The organism is Kamptonema formosum PCC 10802 (assembly GCF_000332335.1).
Classification (GTDB): domain Bacteria; phylum Cyanobacteriota; class Cyanobacteriia; order Cyanobacteriales; family Oscillatoriaceae; genus Oscillatoria.
Window position 1 is genome coordinate 2,395,942 of the sequence record NZ_KB235948.1, and the last position, 20,593, is coordinate 2,416,534.

The following is a 20,593-nucleotide window of genomic DNA, read 5'->3' on the forward strand; positions in this document are numbered from 1 at the left end:
TTTTTGGTTTTATCTGTGAGCGGCGTGGGCGTCGCAGCCAGAAACCGGGTTTCTTTTTCTATCAGCTGGCAGTTCCAAAGCCGTATTTTTCAAATACAGTTTTGGCGTTATCGCTTGCGATAAATTCGACAAACGCTTTAGCTGCGCTGGCATTGCGGCTGCTTTTGATAGCTGCTATTGGATAGACAATGGGCGAGTGCAAATTTGCCGGAGCCGTTGCCCTCACTTGTACTTTATCGGATTCTTTGGCATCTGTCGTGTAGACGATGCCGGTATCGGCGTTGCCGGTTTCCACAAAAGTGAGAACCTGGCGGACGTTGTTGCCGAATACAATTTTCGGCTGAATTTGCTGCCAAATTCCCAGATTCGTCAGCAGTTCCTGGCTGTATTGGCCAGCGGGCACGCTTTTGGGTTCCCCGATGGCGATGCGCTTGATTCGCGAATCTGTCAAGTCTTTGAAACTTGTCAGGTTGAGGCCATTAAGGGGGACAATCAAGACCAGGCGATTCGTCAGCAGGTTGCGGCGCGTTCCTGGAAGCAGGAGGTCCGCTTTCTCAAGGGTGTCCATTTGCTTGGTCGCTGCAGAAAAGAACACATCTGCCGGTGCTCCCTGCTGAATTTGCTGCGCCAGAGCGCCGGAAGCGCCAAAGTTATACGTAATTTTTACATTGGGATTGCTTTGCTGGTAAAGAGTCTTGATTTCCTCCAAGGCATTGGTCAGACTGATAGCCGCTGAAACCGTCAGGTTTACTGGCTGCTGCGCTAGAGCGACGGGGGCTGGACTGTCGAGCCGGTGAATGCCCAGACTCAACAGCAGACCAGCGGCACTCGCGAGAATAAAACTCAAAATCTTTCTTCTGTTCACAAGCTTCACCCCAAGGATTTGTCTGAGAAAGTGGCACTGGCGTTTAGGTTAACAATAGATTATATGGGATTCTACAAAAAGTTTGTAACAAATTATACGAAAAGGGTTTTATTTTTACGCCTGTGAGGCAGATTCCGAAAAAAGGCTAAAGAAAAAGGGCAAGCCGTGCCGGTGCTGGGTGGCTAAATTCATTGTGTGGTAATGTAGATATTGACTAAACATAGTTTATCAGGATCGGGGTATGAAAGTTAGCGCTCGCAACGCCCTCAAGGGCACGGTAAAACAGGTTGCGCCTGGAGCAATCAACACAGAAGTAACTGTAGAAGTTGCTCCCGGGGTCGAGGTGGTTTCCATCATCACAAAAACCTCTGCTGAGAATCTTGGCCTTGCGGAGGGCAAGGAGGTCTACGCGGTGATTAAGGCATCCGATGTGATGATTGCCGTGGATTAAGCAAACCTGCGAACGCGCCGGCAGTGAGTGCGGGTGTCCCCCGGGTGGTGACACCCGACTCGCCCGCACCCCAGCCCGGTGGACAATCGGCATAGCAGCACCTCCCCCTATTTAGCAATCCGCACATAAATTGAGCGAGCCATCTCTTTTGCGAGTGGCAAGAGAGTCTCGCCGGCTTTGATCACAAAACAGGGAGAGCGCTGTTCGAGTGTGACGGGAAGACCTGGCGTTATGCCCATCTCCCTCAATTGAGCGAAGGTGGCGCTGTCGGGATTTATAAAGTGAGTGACAGTCCCTCGCTCGCCGATTTCCAGCAAGTCCAGTGAGGCTCCTGCAACAGTAAATCCTTTAGCAAACATTGTCCCCTCCAAAAGGTCAGGTAACCCTTCTATAAATTTTTCCATTCAAAATATATAAGATGGCCTCTATCAAAAGCCTGCATTTCCCGGATGTGGGGTGCGTTCCGAGATCCAAAACACTCGGGAGAAGTGGGGGACTGCTTTTGCGGAACGCACCCGCTGCTAAGGCGCAGCACAAAGGGAAATAATTATTTTATTTTCCCTGTGTTGCGATCCAGTACAGTTCCAGCCAGAAGCGGGGGTTTTGCTCCTTGAGCTTGGACTTTGGATCGCGCAGCAGTCGTGTGGCATTGAGGAAGACTACCTCAACTAGACCCATGTTTTCTGCAACTTCTTTCAGCACATCTTTCTGGGTTTGAATATCGGCCATTACCTCCTCAGGGCAGTAAATTCCCAGGTAATAGAAGCGCTTGCGAAGTCGCTCAATCTGACACTCGATAACTTTCAAATAACAGCGGTGGAGCATTTCCCCTGTTTTCGGGTAAAAGTTATCTACAACTCTGGCAAACTCTGTGGCCAGGTGTTCATCCCTAAACATTGCGACACCCATTTGGTATCAAAAAGGACTTATTCTACTATACTCCTTTCTTTTCCAATTGGGGCGTGAATAGTTGTTGGAGGTTTAGCCTCGGAGGCTAAGGCTAGGCTATAACTGGCCAGCAGGTAAATCAACAATTCCAAGGAAGCCAATAGGCGTCCCCAAAAACTATGTGGCATGGGCGACCTCAATTATAGCGAGTATCTTCCCCCAAAAAATTCCTCTAAAATATGGATGATAGGAGCCGGAGTTTTTGGGAAAAACTGCGGCCCCTAGTGAAGCGTGAGGTTGAAATAAATATTTCAGAAGATTTCAAACGAGATACGCTTCTTGATGCGTGCGGATAGTGACATCAGACCGGGGGTAGGTCACGCAAAGGAGGGCGTATCCTTTGGCCATCTGTTCGTCATCCAGAAAGGTTTGGTCGGACTGATCGATTTCACCTTCTATGACTTTGCCGACACAGCTAGAGCAAGCGCCTGAGTGACACGAGAAGGGCAAATCTATCCCTTCTTTTTCTGCCGCATCCAGGATGTAGGTATTCTCGTCCACTTCAAATGTGGTGTCGATAGAGTATTTTTTATTGACCAAATGTACCTTGTAAGTTGCCATCGCTAGACCATCCTTAAGCAATCGGGAATTTTATCGCACTGTGCTTTTGTTTCCAGCCCCCCTGACGGTCAGCCTGCGGCTCCGGGCTTGGAATGAGGGTTAGGGTTGGGCTAAAGCCCAACTACAAACTTTTGGGCTAAAGTAGGGGCGGTTTCACCCAAAATGTTTCTGCGAAGTTTAGATATTAGTAAACCCGCCCCTACAAACTTTTGGGCTTTAGCTCAACTGCAGGGGGCAGCGGCTGGCGTGCAGTCACCGGCTTTGAAGGATTTGCCACAGCCACAGCTTTCAGTGGCGTTCGGGTTGAGAAACTTAAACCCGGACTGGGTGAGCCCCTCAACAAAGTCGATAACAATGCCTTCCAGTAACGGCGCACTTTGCCGGTCGATATAGAAAAGCACTTTGTCTTCCTCAAACACCACGTCATCTGGTTTGGGCGTGCTGGTTATATCCAAGGAATACTCGTACCCGCTACAGCCGCCATCAACCACCGCCAGCCGGACGCCTACAGGTGTGGGGGTTTCTTCCTGAGCGCGGCTGGATCGCAGGAAAGTGCGAAGCCGAAATGCTGCTTTTTCCGTTAAGCTGAGAGCCATGATATCTCCTTCTCTGATTGTTTTTGCGTTTTCGTTTCTGGACAAAAGCCGATATTCTGGGAGCGAGGTAAGTGCCGGGTTATACCAAGTTTGGACAGGGATTATTTTTTGGGAGATGAAAATGCTGTAGCCTTTTTCAAGCCCAAATACAAAATCCAAAATTGGTATTAATGGATGCTGCCGCAGACAGGACAGTAGGGGTCATGGTAGGGCCGGCGCTTAGCAAATTCCATGCTGTCTAAGTTCATGGTCAGGAGTTGGGACAGCAGGGGCTTGCCAGTGCCGGAGATCAGTTTGATAGCCTCCAGGGCAGTCAGGCAAGCCAGAGTCCCAGAAACCGCACCCAGCACGCCGAAACCGCGCCGGTCCCAATCCGGTTTTTCTGGAAAGATGCAGGACAGACAGGGAGTTTTACCGGGAATAATTGAGGTCAGGTAAGCCTCCATTCCGTTCATTGCCGCTTCCACCATTGGCTTGCGCCAGCGCACGCAAGCGGCATTCAATAAATCTCGCTCTACAAAATTGTGAGCGCAGTCGAGGGCAACATCCGCCTGCAGCACCAGGGAGTCTACATTCTCTGAAGTGACATATTCTGGAATCGCTTCGATTTCCACATCAGGGTTGATGCCCTTTAGGGTTTCTTTTGCTTTGAAAACTCGCGGCTGGCCCACCCAGTCATGGGTCATCAGAATCTGCCGGTTCATATCATCGAGCCGCAGTTCGCCACCCCGGACTAGAATCAGCCGCCCGACACCGGCGACTGCTAAATAGAGAGCCGCTGTTCCGCCCAGTCCCCCCACACCCGTGACGAGCGCGGTGGCCTTGCGAAGCTTGTTCTGCGCTTCTTCGCCAAAACCGGGGAGCATCATCTGACGCCGGTAGCGTTCTAATTCAGTGGGTGTAAGGTTGAACACGATTTTTGCTCCTTATTCGGTCTTGATGTCGGTTAGCAAAACAACATTGGCCGGCTTTTCATTAAACACCTTGAATAGCTTTTGCTCCACAGGTGTTGAAGATTGGAACAGCTCGTAAGCTTGCTGGAGAGCCTGCTGGTACAGGCTGAGCTTTTCTGACTCGCTCGCTTCTGGGGTATTAGAGTTAATTTCATCAATAAACTGGGAAAATTTTTTCAAAATGTGCAGCCGGTTGACATTCACGAACTGCTGGTCGTAAGGCAGCCCAAAAAACTCAAAGTATTCCTCGGCATTTACGAGTAATTTGAAAGCAGATAAAGTCAGTGTCATTTCTGTTGCTCCAGTGCTTTTAGCTGTTTCTTCATCTCGTCTAACTGTTTGAATAGTTCATAGGTTCTGCCCGCGACTTCCATAATGTTCTCGTAATCCGCCGGCAGACCTTCGGCCAAATCGTGAAGCTCCATCTTCAGCTGGCCACCCTTGCTATTCAGGCGTTTAATTTGAGTTTTTAGATCCTCAACGCTTTGCGGTGACTCTCCTACTTTAACCATAACCTTGTCCTGCTGTCAATTGTCCGCTGTTCGTTCCCTCGTGCTGATGCGCTATCTCAAGTCCAGTTAATGGCCCGCAATTCATTGAACTCTTGCCCTCGGCAGGGTGAGGGATGAAGAAAAAATATAATTGCGGACCCTCAACTGGATGGCTTATTAAGCCTTCGCTACTTCAGGATAGCGCTTCGCCAAATCTACCGCAGCTTGTGTCAGTTTTTCTCCCTCCGCTGCTAATTTTTCCAGGGAGTCAAAGCCAAACCGCTGAGCGTCGCGCAGGGTTCTGGCCACCACCAAAAGACGACCGCAAAAGACAAGCGCCCAGCCAAAACCTTCATGGCTCAAATCAATTACAACCTGGGCGAGCTGACCGGTTTCCTGCTCGACGCAAACAGCCACCGATCGGTAGAACGCAAAAATCCGCAACTTGGTGACCGGATCTACATCCCCGTCAACTGAAATTTTTCGTTTTTGCTCTTTGGTCAGAATTAAGGGTTTGAGGACTAGATCGTTCGACCATTTCCGGTAAGTGCCAAAAGAATCTTGGGCCCGTATTTGCCGTACCATTTCTTGCAAGAAAGGATGCTCTAGAATATCAGAGTTTGTCTGCTGTTCGGGAGTTTTTACCGTCATATTTGTGTTTTTTCCTCATCCATGAATTCGATAAATTCTGAAAACCAGCGCAGGTTAAAAGGGAAAAGTAGAATCAGGGGCAGAGCGCAAGCAACTTGCGTGTACTTTTCCCTCGGTTGGCGTTTGCCCTTGGAGTTATTCCTCCTCAAAATCACTGGATTTGTCCTTTTGCTGTAGAGCCTTGCGAAGCCAGGGCGGCGGATTTCCCTTGAGTGTCTTTACGAGCTGGTCGAGAATGTCAGTAATCTGCTCCTCCTCAGACCTCGACTTTATCGGCGTGACTCGCTTGCGAATAAGCCTTGCCGCCGCACTCCCACCAATCGCGGATACATAGACAATTGTGCAGTCAGAAAGGGCTTCAATTTTGGGAACGAGTTTGTCCTCATTGCCATCTTCTTTCAGGTCGCCCTCAAACTTGACAGCCTCTAAAAAGTCATACCCTTCTGGAGAAACTTCGTAAACGGCCATTTGTTTGGCCCAGCCAAAATGGGCGTTTATGTGAACCAAATCATTTGTGGCGAACGCTATTTTCATGTTTTCTCTCCCTTAGCCTAGACATCATTCTATGAGAGCTCCACCTGAAAAGTCAAGCTTTTGAAGCGATTTTAATTCTCTTTTAATGTTTGACGCTCGCTTCTTCTTGTTCCAGCAAAACATTGCCAATATCGAATAAAAGTTGCATTGACCCCCGGTAACTGACAGAGCAGCGATGGCCATTTCCCAATCGGTCAAAAATTGGCATTCCTTGCCGGTAGAGGGGGATGCCCAGTTTTTTGGAAACTGCCTTCCCGTGGGAGTTGGCAATGAGCAAATCCGAACCGGCTGCCAGTTCCTGGAAATCTTCCAAGTCGCCAACAATCACCGTTTCCACCGGCATCTGTTCGAGTAGAGGCGACTTGGTAGTGGTCACAGCCGCCTGAATTTCCGCGCCCATCTCCCGGAAAAACCAGCTCATCTGCCAGAGCAAATCCGGCTCCAGCGCCAGGGACACCCGCTTGCGGCCAAAATAGAAATGAGTGTCGAGGATGGCATCTTGCAGCTGGCGGCGCTGCCGGCGGTATTTTTCCGGCACAGGGCGATCGCTAAGCTGCGACAGCAGGTGGAAAAAACTGTCGGCAGGCCCCAAACCAGACAGACGCTCAAACACCTGATAGTTGGTGCCAAAGCGCTCACACAAACTGCGAGCCGCTTTCCGCACGCTCTCCCCGATCGCAAGCGTAAACGCCGACGACCCCACCTTGCGCAAGTCCGCCAGCGCCGTCCCCCCCGTGGTGGTAGCGCTGTAACTGTCATCCAAGTGGCCGTCCAGAGAGCCAGACAAGTCGGGAACCGCGATCGGGACCAGCCCAAAATCCGAGACAATCTCCTTAATTTCCTGCAGGTCCCCAGGCATCAGCGAAGGGCCGGCCAGAATCGTAACTTGATGCGGATTTTTCTCCCCAGCTTCAGGAATCTCCCTGACAATACTCTCAACTGCTGCCGCAAAACCATCTTGCAGCGCCCCCTTAAAATCGGGAGTTGAAACGAAAACAATAGGGAGTGTATTTAACTCTGGGTGGCGTTTCCGAATACTTCTGAGGATGCCTTCCATATCATCCCCGCGAGTTTCCGTCAAACCCGTCGTGCACAGTCCAATAATCTCGGGCTTCGACTTTTCCACCAGGGTTAAAATCGCCTGCTCAACATTATCCTCGCCCCCCAAAATCGTCGTCACTTCAGTCATCGCCGTGGTGGACAGGGGAATCGCTTCCCGGAAATGACGCACCAGAAGAACTTTGGCAAAAGCCGTGCACCCTTGGGAGCCGTGGAACAGAGGCATCGTTCCTTTCAAACCCAGAAAAGCTAAGGCCGCACCCAAAGGCTGACTTTGCTTGAGGGGATTTACCGCAACAGATTTTTGACGTGTTGTGACTGTAGCCATAGCGATACCTGTCTGCCCCAATCTAAAATCTTCCAATCTTGGCGCTCTTGGCGGTTAAAATCTAAAACCCTCACTCCCAAGGCGCGGGCCGGCGCACCTGCTCCCACACCGGACTGTAGAGCGCCTCCTCCAATTCTCGCGCCATTTCCACCATTCCGACATAACCGGCATAGGGGTGGTGGCGTTCCTGGTTGATATCCAGAAAGGGAATCCGGGCTTTCAGCGCTGTATATTGGTTGCGACCGCCGGCAATCAGCATATCTGCTTTTGTCTTTTCAATCACGCGCAGCAATTCTTGAGCGTTGCCCTTTTCCAGCATAATACCATCTTTGCCCAGCAATTCTTTAATCCGGGCTTTATCTTCCTCAGTGCTTTTCTTGGTGCTGGTGGCAACCACTTCCATGCCTAAATCTTTCGCCGCCGAAATAATCGACCAGCTTTTCACGCCGCCGGTGTAAAGCACCACCCGCTTGCCCTTCAGTCGGGCGCGATAGGGAGCCAGCGCCACATCCAGGGCGGCAGTTTCCTCAGCAATTAATTTCTCCACTCGCTCCTGCAAATCCGCATCGCCCAGTTTCGCAGCAATATTTCGCAGGCAGCGGTTCATGTCATCCACGCCGTAGAAAGATTCCTCGACGTAGGGGATGCCGTAACGCTCCTCCATCTTTCTCGCCATGTTGATCAGCGCTTTCGAGCAGATCATCACATTGAGTTTGGCCCGGTGAGCGTGGCAGACTTCTTGATATCGGGCGTCGCCGGTAATTTTGGACAGCACCCGAATCCCCACTTTTTCAAAGAGAGGCAGCACCCCCCACATCTCACCGGCAATATTATATTCCCCAATCAGGTTGATGTCGTAAGGTGTGGTGAAGTCCGGCTCAGCAGTTCCCACAACATACTCGATCAGAGCTTCCCCGCCAATGCGGTTGCCGAGGTTTTTGCTGCCAACAAAGCCAGGAGAATTGACAGGAATAACCGGAATGCCTGTTTTTTCGGAAGCGGAGGCGCAAACTGCATCCAAGTCGTCGCCAATCAGAGCGGTAACGCAGGTAGAGTAGACAAATACCGCTGCCGGTTGGTAGCGATCGGACACTTCCTTAATCGCTTTATAAAGTTTCTTTTCTCCGCCGAAGATGACATCATTCTCATTCAAATCAGTGGTGAAGCCCATCTTGTAGAGGTGAGGCCCAGAGGAAAGACTGCCACGGCTGCCCCAAGAATTGCCGGCGCAAGCGATCGGTCCGTGAACTAAATGCGCCGCATCTGTAATCGGCACCAAGGCAATCATCGCCCCGTCAAACGCACAGCCACCTTGGGCTGCGCCCGGTTGCGCCTGCTGCGTGCACGACTTTTTCTTCTGCCCGTCTTTGTGATTGTGCTCGCAGGCTTTTTCACTGAGAAGTTCGGCTATTTTACCTTTTGTTATCTTCATCTTTTACTCCTAATATTTTAAGCGGCTTTTATTCCTCGTTCCCAGGCTCCGCCTGGGAACGCAGATCCGGAAGCTCTGCCTCTATTCCTGGGCTGCTGCCTCCAAATCCTGTAGCAACGGGAATGGGTAAAAGTTTAACAAATATATTTCGTGACATCTTCGCCGCACACATCTGAAAGGTAGCTTAAGGCGCGGAAGCGCAACCCGACAAACTCGTTATAGAACGGGTTCAGCTTGCACAGGGGCGGGATGTGGAACAGCGTGCGCCCAAACAGAGTGAAATTGCGCTCAAAGGGGCAGCAGCAAGGGATAACTTGGCAAATCCAGTGCGCGAGCTTGGCACTGGTTATCTCTATACTGTCCACCCTACGGCGCAACGGGTACAGGATATCAAAGGAAGGACGCCCGGGGGCTGGGGGGTGGAAATGGTCGTGAGAGTGAGTGAGACTTGCCATAGGAGACACCGTGGGGTAGAATGAAAAAGTTAACACTTAAAACGAACCTTGGATGCCGGCTGGGGTCGATCGCCCGGCAGGCGTTGAGCGGAGCATTCGGTATTCGCCGGGATGATCGTTCTCCGATCTAATTAGTTTACCTCTGATGCCGTAAGGCGCTGTGTAGAGACGCGAGAAATCGCGTCTCTACAGCTTTTTTTAGCGAATCAGGTCGTAGGAAATATCCGTTTTTGCCGGAATAATGGTGTTGCGGTCTAACTCATCCAGAACCGTATTCACAATCCAGTTCAGCAGATTGATCGCACCCTGATAGCCGATGGTGGAATAGCGGTGCAGGTGGTGCCGGTCAAAGATGGGGTAGCCGATGCGAACCATTGGGGTTTTGGTGTCGCGCCACAGGTATTTGCCGTAGGAATTGCCGATGAAGAAGTCAACCGGCTCAGTGAACAGCAGCGAGCGCATGTGCCACAAATCTTTGCCACCCCAGATTTTACCGTCTTTACCATAGGGGCTAGAATCCAGCAGCGCTTGCAACTCTTTTTCAAAGACGTCGTTGCTGTTCGTCACCACAATATGCACCGGCTCTGCACCCACTTCCAGCAGGAATTGCACCAGCCCAATTACCAAATCCGGATCGCCGTACATCGCCACCCGCTTGCCGTGCAGCCAAGCTTGGGAATCCGTCAGCGCATCAACCGCCCGCCCGCGCTCAATTTCCAATTCTTCAGGAATCGGCTGTCCAGTCAGTTCGCTGAGCGCCATCAAGAACTCGTCGGTTCCCTTAATCCCCCAGGGGCGGACAACGCGAGTCGGTTGCTGCCATTCTTTCCCGATATATTCCCGCGTCTTGGTTGTGGAGTAAGCTTGCAGCGCGATGGTTGCCTTGGCGTTAATCGAATCAGCCCCTTCCTCCAGGGTTGTCCCGCCGCGATACATCTGGTATTCCCCATTATTCGGCGAATCCAAGGTTTCAGAATTATCCGCCAGCAGGGTGTGCGGCACTCCCATCACAGACGCCATCCGCTTCAACTCGCGCAGGTTGCCCACATAAGTTTCAAAGCCAGGGATAAAATTAATCTTCCCGTTGCTGGTTTCTTTCTTCTTCCCTTCAGTCAGGTTGGAAAGAATCCCTTTCATCATGTTGTCGTAGCCCGTAATGTGAGAGCCGACAAAGCTGGGAGTGTGCGCGTAGGGAACCGGCAAGTCTTGGGGAACAGAACCGTCGTTCTTCGAGGTGGTGATAAATGCGCCCAAGTCATCACCAATGACTTCTGCCATACAGGTGGTGCAAACCGCAATCATCTTCGGCTTGTAGAGGGCGTAGGAATTCGCCAAGCCTTCGATCATGTTCTTCAGCCCCCCGAACACCGCTGCGTCCTCAGTCATCGAGCTGGACACAGCATTGAAGGGTTCTTTGAAGTGGCGGGTAAAGTGGCTGCGGAAGTACGCGACGCATCCCTGAGAGCCGTGAACGAAAGGCAGGGTTCCTTCAAAGCCAACCGCAGCCAGGATTGCCCCCAGGGGCTGGCAAGCTTTGGCCGGGTTAACGGTTAAAGCTTCGCGAGAGAAGTTCTTTTCGCGGTACTCCCAAGTCTTCGTCCACTCTGCAATCCGGTCAACTTCTTCCGGACTGTGCCCGCCCTCACAATTTTCTTTTTTGGCCTGAAATAGCTCTTGGTATTCGGGTTGCTGGAATAGTTCGGCGTGGTCTTTGATTTTCTCTACATTCTGAGCCATGATGAGTGTTCTCCGATTCCGTGGCGAAAAGTTTTGCGATCAGATGAGTTGTTGGATTAGGAAAGGAATTGAGAAGGAAAACTACAGGTTTAGGAGAGTATGTCTAGCGTTTCATTCTCAATCCTGTAGGCTAAAAGCTGCGAGGCTAAGCTTCTCGTGCCGGCCACCGGCATCTTGACAGGTGGCAAGGTCGGTGTCGCCGTGTATAATAGTGGCGGGGGGGCATTCTAACCTCTGATGCCGGTCGGCGTTGATCGCCCGGCAGGCGTTGAGCAAGCCAACCCGTCGTATCCGTGTGGCGTGCCGCCCCCCCTCTAACCCCTAGCTATCTTTCTTCCAAGGGGTCTTCACTAAACCCCAGGTCGGGCTGTTCAGGGCTAAGTCCATATCCCTTGCAAAAATTGCGAACCCGTCATAACCGTGGTAAGGACCTGAGTAATCCCAGGAGTGCATTTGGCGGAACGGCAAAGCCATCTTCTGGAAAACGTACTTCTCTTTAATCCCTGACGCCACCAAATCCGGCTTAATTTTCTTAACAAATTCCTCGAATTCGTAGGCGGTTACGTCGTCGTAAATCAGGGTGCCGTTTTCGATGTAGTGAGTGGTGCGCTTGTAGTCGTCGTTGTGGGCGAATTCGTAGCCGGTGCCGATGATTTTCATCCCCAAATCGAGGAAAGCGGGAACGACGTGACGGGGGCGCAAACCGCCAACCATGATCATCACTGTTTTGCCTTCCAGGCGCGGGCGGAACTTGGCAATTACTGCATCGGTTTGGGCTTGGTACTTGGCGATAACTCGCTCAGCGCCTTCCTTAATATGGTCGTCGAAGTGCTCAGCAATTGCCCGCAGGGATTCAGCAATCTTGGTGGGCCCGAAGAAGTTGTACTCCAGCCAGGGAATGCCATATTTTTCTTCCATGTGCCGGCTGATGTAGTTCATCGACCGGTAGCAGTGGATCAGATTCAATTTGACGGTTGGGGTCAGCTCAATCTCTTGGATGGTGCCGTCACCAGACCACTGAGCGACGACGCGCAAGCCCATTTCTTCGAGCAAGATGCGGCTGGACCAGGCATCCCCACCGATGTTGTAGTCACCGATAATTGCCACATCATAAGCGCCTGACTCATATCCCGACTCTTTGCGCTTCTTGTCTGCATTGGGGAACACCCAGTCGCGGATGGAGTCGTTGGCGATGTGGTGACCGAGAGATTGGGAAACGCCCCGGAAGCCTTCGCAGCGCACCGGCACCACCGGCTTGCTAATTTCTTTGCTGGTTTTCTTGGCGACGGCTTCGATGTCATCTCCGATCAGACCGATGGGACATTCTGACTGGATGCTGATGCCTTTGTTGAGGGGGAAGAGCGCTTCAATTTCGTGAATCAGTTTGGCGAGTTTCTTGTCTCCGCCGAACACGACGTCGCGCTCTTGGAAGTCGGAGGTGAACTGCATCGTCCCGTAGGTGTCGATGCCGGTGGTTCCGATGTAGTAGTTGCGGCGACCGGACCAGGAATAGTAACCGCATCCGACCGGACCGTGGCTGATGTGAATCATGTCCTTAATCGGACCCCAGACCACACCCTTGGAACCGGCATAGGCGCAACCGCGAGTCGTCATCACGCCAGGATTGGACTTGATATTAGACTTAACGCCGCAGTCGGATTTGCCCTCTTCGTATACATTCAGGTGCTTTTCCCGCTTTTTGGCAGTTTTCTCGGGATAAGCTTCTAGAACCTCTTTGATTAGCTCTTTTTTATCTTGGACGGATTCAACTGGTGGTGTCATCGTCTTCCTCTCTTAAGTGTTGCAGCAGGGGTGGGGGGGATGAGCGATGGGTAGCGCCCATCCCTGAAGCAGTCGTTGTGGGGGGTGGTGGGCGAGTGCCGTGAGAAAGTGCCCACCATACTTTTTGGCGTCCTGGTTAGACTGCAGCGGTGGCTCTTTCTTCCGCAGCGGTTTTGCCAATGATCCCTTCCACTTCTTTTTCGTCGCCCATGAAACCGAACTCGACAAGCAGTGCTTCCAAGTCGTCCATTTCCAGGGGGGTGGGAATGGTGAGGCGGGTGTTTTCCTTGATCGCCTTGGCGAGTTTGCGGTACTCCTCGGCTTGCTTGTGGGTCGGATCGTACTCGATCACGGTCATGCGGCGCAGTTCTGCGTGCTGGACCACGTTGTCGCGAGGGACGAAGTGAATCACTTGCGTGTTGAGCCGCTCAGCCAAAGCTTGAATCAGGTCGAGCTCGCGGTCAACTTTGCGGGAGTTGCAGATCAGGCCGCCCAGACGGACGCCGCCGGAGTGAGCGTACTTGAGAATGCCTCGGGCGATGTTGTTGGCGGCATACATGGCCATCATTTCGCCGGAGGTGACGATGTAGATTTCTTGGGCTTTGCCTTCGCGGATTGGCATGGCGAAACCGCCGCAAACCACGTCACCCAGCACGTCGTAGCTCACAAAGTCCAGGTCTTCATAAGCGCCATTTTCTTCGAGGAAGTTGATGGCGGTGATGATCCCGCGACCGGCGCAGCCCACCCCGGGTTCCGGACCGCCAGACTCAACGCAGCGGACGCCTTTGTAGCCTGTGAGCAGCACTTCTTCGATTTCCAGGTCTTCCACTGCACCGCGTTCGGCAGCCAGTGATAGAATAGTCGTCTGCGCTTTGGAGTGGAGCATCAGGCGGGTGGAGTCTGCTTTCGGGTCGCAGCCCACAATCATGATGCGCTCGCCCAGTTCAGCCAGTGCTGCGATGGTATTTTGAGAGGTCGTAGACTTACCGATACCGCCTTTGCCGTAAAATGCTATTTGTCGCATGTCTTCTTACTCTGGTTAGTTAGTTAGATTCTGGAGTTGTTGTCTGGTGCGATGGGTTAGCTGTTAGCTGTTAGTTGTTGAATGGCAGTTCTCGACTGACAGTTAACGGCTATGTTTTTTGTGTGAGCCGCACCCCTTACTCACTCAAGGGAGTGAGAGAGCTTGCGCGGGTTTAGAAAGCTGCCCGGGGAGGCGGTCGCTCTCTGGAGCTATTCATGGGTTGCATCCTAATTGGCAGTAAAGATTTATATGGCTTCGACTACAAGGCTGGGCAGGACTCGCTCCCGCAACCGGGCCTCGATCGCTATTTTCAAAGTTGCTGTGCTGCTGGAGCAGGAACCGCAAGCGCCTTTTAACTGAACTTTCACGCGGTCTCCTTCTACATCATACAGCTCTACATCTCCTCCGTCAAGAGCTAAAACCGGTTTTACTTCTTCCTGCAAAACTTTCTGAATCAGTGTGATTTTTTGCAGGTTGGTCAGAGGTCCAGAAGAGGGAGAGCTGCTGGATTGCGCGCTAGCCGCTTCTTTGGCTTTTGCCGCAGCCTTTCGCTCCTGTTCGAGGTGGAGTTCTTCCAGCAGGTCGTCAATATGGGAGAGACAGGACCCGCAACCGCCACCGGCTTTCACGTAGTTCGTAACCTGTTCCGCCGTGGTGAGGCTGTTTTCCAAAATCACCCGGCGAATCCGGGGTTCGCTGACGCCGAAGCAGGTGCAGATTAGAGCGCCGTCATCGTCTTCGTGGGTGACTACAGGAATGCCTTTATAAGCGAAAATCGCTGATTCGAGCGCTTCTTGCCCCATGACTGAGCAGTGCATCTTCTCTTCGGGCAAGCCGCCCAGAAATTCTGCAATATCCCGGTTGGTCAGTTTCAGGGCTTCCTCTACCGTCATGCCCTTGACTAGCTCAGTCAGGGCGGAGGAAGACGCGATTGCGCTGGCACACCCAAAAGTTTGAAAGCGAGCGTCAATTATCTTATTGGTCGTCTCATCAATTTTGAGGTGCAGTCTCAGGGCGTCCCCGCAAGCAATGCTGCCCACTTCGCCGGTAACGACTTTCAGCCCTGGTTCGCTGACTTCTTCTAGCGATCCTTGATTCTTGGGATTGTAGAAGAAATCCATTACCTTTTCTGTATATTCCCACATGGCAGTCTTTCTTGTCAAGAGGTGAATTATTACAAAATGTTTAAACTCTTTCTTTGGCGTCAGACAGGCGAGACGCCTGTCCGGCAAATTAGCGGTGGGCCAAAGAGAGTCCTTTTTCCTGCTCTTGCAGCCAGCCCGCTTCGTCACTGTTGAAAGGAGACATGGCGCGAAGCCGCTCTACAATCCCAGGCATTACTGCCAGCACTTGGTCAATTTCGGCTTCAGTAGTGTAACGCGAGAGGCTGAAACGAATAGAACCGTGGAGCACTGTGTAAGGTAAGCCCATAGCCCGCAGGACGTGCGAAGGTTCCAGAGAGCCCGAGGTGCAGGCAGAACCAGAAGAGGCGCAAATGCCGTACTGGTTTAATGATAGCAGAATTGCTTCGCCTTCGATGTACTTGAACCCGATATTCGTGGTGTTGGGAAGACGCTGCTTTTGGTCCCCATTCACTTCGCAATCCGGTATAGAACCTAGTATACCTCTTTCTAACCGATCGCGCAACTGTTTTTCAAAATTTATTTCCTTTAAATGTTCCTGGGCCAGTTCTGCAGCTTTGCCGAGAGCGACAATGCCAGGGACATTCTCCGTGCCGCCGCGCCGGCCCCGTTCTTGGTGGCCGCCGATCACGAAGGGGCGGAAGCGGACGCCTTTGCGGACGTACAGAGCGCCAATCCCCTTGGGTGCGTGCAGTTTGTGACCCGACAGGGTGAGCATGTCCACCGTGCTAGTCTTCATATTAAGCGGAAGTTTGCCAACCGCCTGCACCGCATCCACGTGGAAGAGAATGTTTCGCTCTTTGACAATCTGCCCAATTTGCTCAATCGGGAAGATGACGCCGTTTTCATTATTGGCGTACATGACCGACACCAGAGCGGTGCTGCCGGTGAGCGACGCTTCCAGCTCGTCGAGATCCAGCTGCCCCTTCCTGTTCACCGACAGGTAAGTAACAGTATAGCCCTGTTTTTCCAGCAGCTTGCAAACATTCAGCACCGCTGGGTGCTCCACCTGGGTGGTAACAATGTGCCGCTTGTCTGGCTTAGCGGCAACCGCCGCCCGAATCGCGGCATTATTCCCCTCGGTGCCGCAGCTGGTAAACAGAATTTCTGTAACATCCGCTCCCAAAAGTGCTGCGACCTGGGCCCGGGCATCACTCACGGCTTTCCCCACTTGCCCCCCAAAGGTGTGCATGCTGGAGGGGTTGCCGTAATACTGGGTCAAATAAGGCAGCATTGCCTCTAGAACCGCCTCATCAGTCCGCGTGCTGGCATTGTTGTCGAGATAAATTACGGTCATGCTTCCACTCCTACAGTTTAAGGCTTGCGGGATTGAATCTGCTTCGAGAGTTCCTGCGAGTAAGTGTTAAACCACCACTCCCAGTAATCGGTATTTTGGGCTGACTTCAGCCGCGCTAAGGCGCGGTTGTAAGTGTTGAACCACAACTCCCAGTACCCAGCGCTACTGGAAGAGCTGAAACTGCTTGAAGAGCGAACGCAGCCACCGTTGGTTGGGCACACCGCCTCGCACTGGGGCACGCTGTAGTAGCCATCGCAATTGTTGCAGAGACTGGGTTCTATCCAATAGCGCTGTCCCTCTTGGCGGATAGCACTGGTGGGGCACTGGAACTGGCAGCGACCGCAAGCAATGCAACTGTCTGTAATGAGGTAAGTCATTGTGATGCGCCTTGTAGGGGATAGGGAGTAAAGGAGCCGGTTTAGGCTTGACGCTCAGCCCACGTCTGATAGAAGTCGAGGGCTACTTTTTCGATAACATCGTAGGCTTCCACCGGCTCAATCCCAGCTTTCTGCAAGTCCTCTTGGGGGCAGTGACCGATCTTGGAAACCAGAACCGCTTTGCAGTCGGAGAGCATCTTAATAATCCCTTCCAGGGAGTGATCCTCGCCATAACCGCCCTGGCAGTAGTGCTCCACCTTGCGGTGACCGACAAACTTAGCCTCGCTGCCATCCACCTCGTAAATCATGAATTCCTTGGCGTGACCGAAGTGCTGGTTAACCAGCCCGCCGCCCTTGGTGGCAACCGCAACGAGGATTTTAGCAGCACCGGCAACTTTCTTGGCACCGGCTACCTTGCCTTTCGCCGCCTTCAGCTGTTCCTTAAACTTCTCAATCCCATCGTGAACTTCCTTGCGCGTTTCAAGGCTGTACTCGGGCGTCATTTCCAGGAACTTGTCTTTCGTGAATTCCTGGCTGCGATCCTCGCCGAGAAGCCCCACCGCATCAGCGCGGCACTGCCGGCAGTGACGCATCATCTTCATATTGCCGGAGCACTTGTCTTGCAGTCCCTTGAGCTCCTTAGGCGTGGGCCCGCGCTGGCCGTTCAAACCGAAGTAGGTGCCGTGTTCCGGTGCGGAGATCAGGGGCATGATGTTGTGGAGGAACGCACCCTTGGAGCGAATAACTTCATCCACTTCCGCCAAGTGCTCATCATTAATCCCCGGAATCATCACGGAGTTGACTTTGCACAGGATGTCGGCTTCCTGGAGCGCTTGCAACCCTTCCATCTGCCGTTCGTGCAGGATGCGGGCGGCTTCCAAACCCTTGTAGCGCCGGCGCTTGTAGTGAACCCAGGGGTAAATCTTGGTCCCGATTTCCGGGTCAACCATATTAATGGTGATCGTGACGTGATCGATGTTCAGCTGTTTGATGCGATCGACGTAATCGGGGAGCATCAAGCCGTTGGTGGACAGGCACAGCTTGATATCAGGGGCTTTTTCGGCAATCAGCTCAAAAGTGCGGAAAGTCTTCTCTGGGTTGGCCAGGGGGTCGCCAGGACCGGCAATGCCCAGCACCGTCATTTGAGGAATCTTGCCGGCAATCACCAGGACTTTGTGCGCGGCTTCTTCCGGCGTCAGCAATTCGCTGACTACTCCCGGGCGGCTTTCGTTGGCGCAGTCATATTTGCGGTTGCAGTAGTTGCACTGGATGTTGCACGCCGGCGCTACGGCTACGTGCATGCGGGCGTAGTGGTGGTGAGCTTCTTCGCTGTAGCAGGGATGGTTGGCAATCCGCTGCTTGAGCTTCTCATCCATTGTTTCTGTGCTGCTCGAACCGCAGCTGGATGACGCGCAGCCACTGGATGTCTTGCTGGCATGAGCGACCTTTGCCGCAGGAGCCTCTTGTGTTTGAAGTGCTGATATTGGTGGTGTCATCGAATTCCGTGGTTGAGAGAGATGGGCTGACCGCCAAAAAGGCGAATTTTCGGTGCGCCAGCACGTTTACCGGCAGTCCGGAACGAGTGGTAACTTTCGTCGGAGGGTTGAGCGCCCTGGCGTTATTAGAGTTATAGCAGCCCCCAAAACTGGAGCTTTGCCTCTCTCCTGGATTCAGATTTATTTAATTAATTAAATTTGTACTCAGCCCCTTCAACCCGCTGCTGCTGGGGGTAAAAAAATTTTTTCGGGGTAGGGGCGCTAGTATTTTCGAGCTGGGGTGCGAGTATTTACGGGAAGGGGTGCGGGCGTTGCTTGCACTCACGCTCAAAGCCCGTCTGGGACTCGGTTTTAGGGCTGCTCACCTAGGGATTTTTGAGTCGTACCCCTGCACTCAACGCTCAATTCGTTTCCAACTGGCTGCCCCCTGGAACCTGCTTCCTGCGGAGAGGGTGAGCCCCCAAAGGCTCGCTGAAAGGCAGTCATCTTGGAAATAAGACTGGAGTAGACAGACTTTGGACTACCCCAGTGCGGCCACGGAATTCTATTCTGTATCTAAAATATCATTTTTTTTCAGGGGTGTCTCACAGAAAAGGGGATTTTAGGAAATCTTAAGATTTCGCCCCTACAGCACAGCCACCTATCTATAGCGGCTCTCAGCTGGATGAACTATGGCCCAGAAACCCGGGTTCGCAGGATACGGGGTTTCTCAGTACCTCACCAATCTGAGAAGCGCTATATATATAAAAAAACTAGCGGAGGGGACGGGCCCTTGAGTGCACGCGCCTGTGGCAAAAAATCGCGGGCAAAAAGCCTTCAAACCTTTCTGCCGGTTGGGTTTGGTATTGAGTGCACAAATGCTCGCCACCCTGCCTGGAAATACTCGCTCCCCAGCCGAGAAATACTAGCACCCCCACCCCAAAGAAATTTTTTTACGCCCGCCGGCTAAGGCTTGCAGGCTTTGAGTGCAACCTTAATCTCTCTAATAAATTCAGATCCGCACCGGCAGCGCTGCCGTGGTGGGAGGCACCTGCTATAAGCAGTTAAACAAAAGACGTCCTTTAAAACCACGGAATTCGATGCTACAGCTGTTTCCCGCGCTCCCGACCGGCTTGACTCGCCACAAGCCCGCTGGCAAAGCCAGCCTGCTGGCGATGGTTCAATCCCTGAAGCCAAATGCACTCGCAGCAGGGCTCTCGGCGCTGCGAGCGGATTTTGCCATTATCTTTGAGAGAGACCCTGCCGCCCGCAACTGGCTGGAGGTGCTGTGCTGCTATCCGGGCTTGCACGCCCTAGCCCTGCACCGGCTCGCCCACGGGCTGCACAGCCTCTGCGTTCCCTTGATCCCCCGCCTGATCTCCTACGCCAGCCGGTTTTTCACCGGCATTGAAATACACCCGGGCGCAACCATAGGCAATGGAGTGTTCATTGACCACGGCATGGGCGTCGTCATCGGCGAAACCGCCATCGTGGGAGACGGCTGCCTGATTTATCAGGGCGCGACACTCGGAGGCACCGGCAAAGAAACCGGCAAGCGCCACCCCACCCTGGGAAAAAATGTCATCGTCGGTGCGGGGGCGAAAGTGCTCGGCAATATCCACATTGGGGATAGCGTCCGCATCGGTGCCGGCTCGATTGTCCTGCAGGACGTGCCGGCGGACTGCACCGTCGTGGGCGTACCCGGTCGCATCGTCTCTCGCTCCGGTCACGGATGCCCGCTGGAACACGCCCAGCTGCCAGATGTCCACGCCGCTGTGATTCGGATTTTGCTAGACCGAATTGAGAAATTGGAACAAAAGTTACAAAATTTATAGCCCGGACGCAGTTACTGTAATGCAAACACCCCCTAATCCTGACGGATCAGCCGGTCAGATTGTCAAGGTGAAGCGCAGCGACCGCTGGCTAATCTATTACCGCTTGCAAGAGTTAATGATTCCCTGCTGGTGTCCAGCAGATGGCTCCCTGCGGGTGGAAGTGAATGATTGCGTCGCCGCTCTTCTCGTCCGCAGTACCGTTCAGCAATTTGTTGCCTCTCGCCAAGAATTAGTGGACTGGCTAGAGCGGTGCTGGCACGCGCGAATTTCTTGAAAACCCACTCGATCGGAGCAATTTCAAAATACTTTTATGGAGCCGAGTCGCAACCGAGAGCGAATTCATCAATTTTTTGCGGGACGAGCTGGCAATTTCTCCGCCGGCTCTAGCCATGACGCTCCAGCACCGGCGGCAGTTGGATCGCCCCTTGCCCATGCCCCTCTGGCAATATGGGCTGGGTTCCCCAGATCAGCTGCAGCAGATTTTTGACGGGCTGGAAAAGCAAGTTTATCTCTCACCCGCGCTTAACGATCGGGAGGCAACTCCCCCCCTTCCTTCCAGGCGCAAGGCCCTTTCCGAAAGCGCCCGCCGGCAATAACAAG

The 20,593-nt window shown here is 52.8% G+C and carries 25 protein-coding genes; 5 read left to right on the forward strand and 20 right to left on the reverse strand.

All coding sequences use genetic code 11. The annotated features are described in order from the left end of the window. Positions 1-61: 61 nt before the first annotated feature. Entirely contained in the window at positions 62-847 is a 786-nt protein-coding gene (modA, locus tag OSC10802_RS0110125) for a molybdate ABC transporter substrate-binding protein (RefSeq protein WP_369797068.1), read from the reverse strand. Positions 848-1,106: 259 nt separating this feature from the next. Between modA and OSC10802_RS0110130 the strand changes: the two genes are divergently transcribed. Next, positions 1,107-1,316: a TOBE domain-containing protein gene (locus tag OSC10802_RS0110130; RefSeq protein WP_017716671.1), complete on the forward strand. Its 210-nt coding sequence runs from the start codon at positions 1,107-1,109 to the stop codon at positions 1,314-1,316. A gap of 107 nt (positions 1,317-1,423) precedes the next feature. Here OSC10802_RS0110130 and OSC10802_RS0110135 read toward each other — a convergent pair whose 3' ends face one another. The 19 genes from OSC10802_RS0110135 to nifB all read right to left on the reverse strand — a co-directional run bounded on the left by OSC10802_RS0110135 (position 1,424) and on the right by nifB (position 18,179). Continuing rightward, positions 1,424-1,675: a FeoA family protein gene (locus tag OSC10802_RS0110135; protein ID WP_017716672.1), complete on the reverse strand. Its 252-nt coding sequence runs from the start codon at positions 1,673-1,675 to the stop codon at positions 1,424-1,426. A 193-nt stretch (positions 1,676-1,868) separates the two neighbouring features. Further along, positions 1,869-2,225 (reverse strand): hypothetical protein, encoded by a 357-nt coding sequence (locus OSC10802_RS0110140; RefSeq protein ID WP_198525093.1) that lies wholly within the window; start codon positions 2,223-2,225, stop codon positions 1,869-1,871. Between the two features lie 300 nt (positions 2,226-2,525). Continuing rightward, on the reverse strand, positions 2,526-2,825 hold the full coding sequence (locus tag OSC10802_RS0110145; protein WP_017716674.1) for a 2Fe-2S iron-sulfur cluster-binding protein: 300 nt from the start codon (positions 2,823-2,825) through the stop codon (positions 2,526-2,528). A gap of 221 nt (positions 2,826-3,046) precedes the next feature. Further along, on the reverse strand, positions 3,047-3,421 hold the full coding sequence (locus OSC10802_RS0110150) for a HesB/IscA family protein (protein WP_026098355.1): 375 nt from the start codon (positions 3,419-3,421) through the stop codon (positions 3,047-3,049). A 167-nt stretch (positions 3,422-3,588) separates the two neighbouring features. Continuing rightward, the gene (locus OSC10802_RS39530; protein WP_044170046.1) at positions 3,589-4,335 is read right to left on the reverse strand and encodes a HesA/MoeB/ThiF family protein; all 747 of its coding nucleotides are present in this window, start codon (positions 4,333-4,335) and stop codon (positions 3,589-3,591) included. Positions 4,336-4,347: 12 nt separating this feature from the next. Next, entirely contained in the window at positions 4,348-4,665 is a 318-nt protein-coding gene (gene nifW, locus OSC10802_RS0110160) for a nitrogenase-stabilizing/protective protein NifW (RefSeq protein ID WP_017716677.1), read from the reverse strand. Beyond that, on the reverse strand, positions 4,662-4,886 hold the full coding sequence (locus OSC10802_RS0110165; RefSeq protein ID WP_017716678.1) for a CCE_0567 family metalloprotein: 225 nt from the start codon (positions 4,884-4,886) through the stop codon (positions 4,662-4,664). The genes nifW and OSC10802_RS0110165 overlap by 4 nt, the downstream gene beginning before the upstream one ends. 156 nt (positions 4,887-5,042) lie before the next feature. Continuing rightward, a complete protein-coding gene (locus OSC10802_RS0110170; RefSeq protein ID WP_017716679.1) occupies positions 5,043-5,516 on the reverse strand; it encodes a NifX-associated nitrogen fixation protein in 474 nt (157 codons plus the stop codon). A gap of 135 nt (positions 5,517-5,651) precedes the next feature. Further along, positions 5,652-6,050 (reverse strand): nitrogen fixation protein NifX, encoded by a 399-nt coding sequence (gene nifX / locus OSC10802_RS0110180; RefSeq protein ID WP_017716681.1) that lies wholly within the window; start codon positions 6,048-6,050, stop codon positions 5,652-5,654. Positions 6,051-6,132: 82 nt separating this feature from the next. Beyond that, entirely contained in the window at positions 6,133-7,437 is a 1,305-nt protein-coding gene (nifN, locus tag OSC10802_RS0110185; RefSeq protein WP_017716682.1) for a nitrogenase iron-molybdenum cofactor biosynthesis protein NifN, read from the reverse strand. Between the two features lie 70 nt (positions 7,438-7,507). Continuing rightward, on the reverse strand, positions 7,508-8,869 hold the full coding sequence (nifE, locus tag OSC10802_RS0110190) for a nitrogenase iron-molybdenum cofactor biosynthesis protein NifE (protein ID WP_017716683.1): 1,362 nt from the start codon (positions 8,867-8,869) through the stop codon (positions 7,508-7,510). A gap of 134 nt (positions 8,870-9,003) precedes the next feature. Continuing rightward, the gene (locus OSC10802_RS39535; protein WP_044170048.1) at positions 9,004-9,324 is read right to left on the reverse strand and encodes a Mo-dependent nitrogenase C-terminal domain-containing protein; all 321 of its coding nucleotides are present in this window, start codon (positions 9,322-9,324) and stop codon (positions 9,004-9,006) included. Between the two features lie 198 nt (positions 9,325-9,522). Then, the gene (gene nifK, locus OSC10802_RS0110195) at positions 9,523-11,061 is read right to left on the reverse strand and encodes a nitrogenase molybdenum-iron protein subunit beta (RefSeq protein ID WP_017716684.1); all 1,539 of its coding nucleotides are present in this window, start codon (positions 11,059-11,061) and stop codon (positions 9,523-9,525) included. A gap of 321 nt (positions 11,062-11,382) precedes the next feature. Beyond that, positions 11,383-12,843 (reverse strand): nitrogenase molybdenum-iron protein alpha chain, encoded by a 1,461-nt coding sequence (gene nifD, locus OSC10802_RS0110200; protein ID WP_017716685.1) that lies wholly within the window; start codon positions 12,841-12,843, stop codon positions 11,383-11,385. A 136-nt stretch (positions 12,844-12,979) separates the two neighbouring features. Next, a complete protein-coding gene (gene nifH / locus OSC10802_RS0110205; protein WP_017716686.1) occupies positions 12,980-13,867 on the reverse strand; it encodes a nitrogenase iron protein in 888 nt (295 codons plus the stop codon). Between the two features lie 245 nt (positions 13,868-14,112). Beyond that, complete coding sequence (nifU, locus tag OSC10802_RS0110210; protein WP_017716687.1) at positions 14,113-15,012, reverse strand: Fe-S cluster assembly protein NifU; 900 nt, start codon at positions 15,010-15,012, stop codon at positions 14,113-14,115. Positions 15,013-15,100: 88 nt separating this feature from the next. Further along, positions 15,101-16,306 (reverse strand): cysteine desulfurase NifS, encoded by a 1,206-nt coding sequence (gene nifS, locus OSC10802_RS0110215; protein ID WP_017716688.1) that lies wholly within the window; start codon positions 16,304-16,306, stop codon positions 15,101-15,103. A gap of 17 nt (positions 16,307-16,323) precedes the next feature. Further along, on the reverse strand, positions 16,324-16,683 hold the full coding sequence (locus OSC10802_RS0110220; RefSeq protein ID WP_017716689.1) for a 4Fe-4S binding protein: 360 nt from the start codon (positions 16,681-16,683) through the stop codon (positions 16,324-16,326). A 41-nt stretch (positions 16,684-16,724) separates the two neighbouring features. Beyond that, positions 16,725-18,179 carry a nitrogenase cofactor biosynthesis protein NifB gene (gene nifB, locus OSC10802_RS0110225; protein ID WP_044170051.1) on the reverse strand — a complete coding sequence of 485 codons (1,455 nt, stop codon included), beginning with the start codon at positions 18,177-18,179 and terminating at the stop codon, positions 16,725-16,727. Between nifB and OSC10802_RS49415 the strand changes: the two genes are divergently transcribed. The 4 genes from OSC10802_RS49415 to OSC10802_RS56405 all read left to right on the forward strand — a co-directional run bounded on the left by OSC10802_RS49415 (position 18,173) and on the right by OSC10802_RS56405 (position 20,589). Next, positions 18,173-18,316: a hypothetical protein gene (locus OSC10802_RS49415; RefSeq protein ID WP_155967545.1), complete on the forward strand. Its 144-nt coding sequence runs from the start codon at positions 18,173-18,175 to the stop codon at positions 18,314-18,316. The genes nifB and OSC10802_RS49415 overlap by 7 nt on opposite strands. 1,017 nt (positions 18,317-19,333) lie before the next feature. After that, a complete protein-coding gene (cysE, locus tag OSC10802_RS0110235) occupies positions 19,334-19,993 on the forward strand; it encodes a serine O-acetyltransferase (RefSeq protein ID WP_155968733.1) in 660 nt (219 codons plus the stop codon). 19 nt (positions 19,994-20,012) lie between these two features. Then, positions 20,013-20,267 (forward strand): Asr1405/Asl0597 family protein, encoded by a 255-nt coding sequence (locus OSC10802_RS0110240; protein WP_017716694.1) that lies wholly within the window; start codon positions 20,013-20,015, stop codon positions 20,265-20,267. A 67-nt stretch (positions 20,268-20,334) separates the two neighbouring features. Continuing rightward, positions 20,335-20,589: a DUF2949 domain-containing protein gene (locus OSC10802_RS56405; RefSeq protein WP_369797116.1), complete on the forward strand. Its 255-nt coding sequence runs from the start codon at positions 20,335-20,337 to the stop codon at positions 20,587-20,589. The last annotated feature ends 4 nt before the right edge of the window (positions 20,590-20,593 follow it).

What these genes read in the sequence shown, in the direction of transcription:
- OSC10802_RS0110130 (WP_017716671.1), top strand. Translation starts at nt 1,107, where the DNA reads ATGAAAGTTAGCGCTCGCAACGCCCTCAAGGGCACGGTAAAACAGGTT.
- OSC10802_RS0110135 (WP_017716672.1), bottom strand. Translation starts at nt 1,675, where the DNA reads ATGTTTGCTAAAGGATTTACTGTTGCAGGAGCCTCACTGGACTTGCTG.
- OSC10802_RS0110140 (WP_198525093.1), bottom strand. Translation starts at nt 2,225, where the DNA reads ATGGGTGTCGCAATGTTTAGGGATGAACACCTGGCCACAGAGTTTGCC.
- OSC10802_RS0110145 (WP_017716674.1), bottom strand. Translation starts at nt 2,825, where the DNA reads ATGGCAACTTACAAGGTACATTTGGTCAATAAAAAATACTCTATCGAC.
- OSC10802_RS0110150 (WP_026098355.1), bottom strand. Translation starts at nt 3,421, where the DNA reads ATGGCTCTCAGCTTAACGGAAAAAGCAGCATTTCGGCTTCGCACTTTC.
- nifW (WP_017716677.1), bottom strand. Translation starts at nt 4,665, where the DNA reads ATGACACTGACTTTATCTGCTTTCAAATTACTCGTAAATGCCGAGGAA.
- OSC10802_RS0110165 (WP_017716678.1), bottom strand. Translation starts at nt 4,886, where the DNA reads ATGGTTAAAGTAGGAGAGTCACCGCAAAGCGTTGAGGATCTAAAAACT.
- OSC10802_RS0110170 (WP_017716679.1), bottom strand. Translation starts at nt 5,516, where the DNA reads ATGACGGTAAAAACTCCCGAACAGCAGACAAACTCTGATATTCTAGAG.
- nifX (WP_017716681.1), bottom strand. Translation starts at nt 6,050, where the DNA reads ATGAAAATAGCGTTCGCCACAAATGATTTGGTTCACATAAACGCCCAT.
- nifN (WP_017716682.1), bottom strand. Translation starts at nt 7,437, where the DNA reads ATGGCTACAGTCACAACACGTCAAAAATCTGTTGCGGTAAATCCCCTC.
- nifE (WP_017716683.1), bottom strand. Translation starts at nt 8,869, where the DNA reads ATGAAGATAACAAAAGGTAAAATAGCCGAACTTCTCAGTGAAAAAGCC.
- OSC10802_RS39535 (WP_044170048.1), bottom strand. Translation starts at nt 9,324, where the DNA reads ATGGCAAGTCTCACTCACTCTCACGACCATTTCCACCCCCCAGCCCCC.
- nifK (WP_017716684.1), bottom strand. Translation starts at nt 11,061, where the DNA reads ATGGCTCAGAATGTAGAGAAAATCAAAGACCACGCCGAACTATTCCAG.
- nifD (WP_017716685.1), bottom strand. Translation starts at nt 12,843, where the DNA reads ATGACACCACCAGTTGAATCCGTCCAAGATAAAAAAGAGCTAATCAAA.
- nifH (WP_017716686.1), bottom strand. Translation starts at nt 13,867, where the DNA reads ATGCGACAAATAGCATTTTACGGCAAAGGCGGTATCGGTAAGTCTACG.
- nifU (WP_017716687.1), bottom strand. Translation starts at nt 15,012, where the DNA reads ATGTGGGAATATACAGAAAAGGTAATGGATTTCTTCTACAATCCCAAG.
- nifS (WP_017716688.1), bottom strand. Translation starts at nt 16,306, where the DNA reads ATGACCGTAATTTATCTCGACAACAATGCCAGCACGCGGACTGATGAG.
- OSC10802_RS0110220 (WP_017716689.1), bottom strand. Translation starts at nt 16,683, where the DNA reads ATGACTTACCTCATTACAGACAGTTGCATTGCTTGCGGTCGCTGCCAG.
- nifB (WP_044170051.1), bottom strand. Translation starts at nt 18,179, where the DNA reads ATGACACCACCAATATCAGCACTTCAAACACAAGAGGCTCCTGCGGCA.
- cysE (WP_155968733.1), top strand. Translation starts at nt 19,334, where the DNA reads ATGGTTCAATCCCTGAAGCCAAATGCACTCGCAGCAGGGCTCTCGGCG.
- OSC10802_RS0110240 (WP_017716694.1), top strand. Translation starts at nt 20,013, where the DNA reads ATGCAAACACCCCCTAATCCTGACGGATCAGCCGGTCAGATTGTCAAG.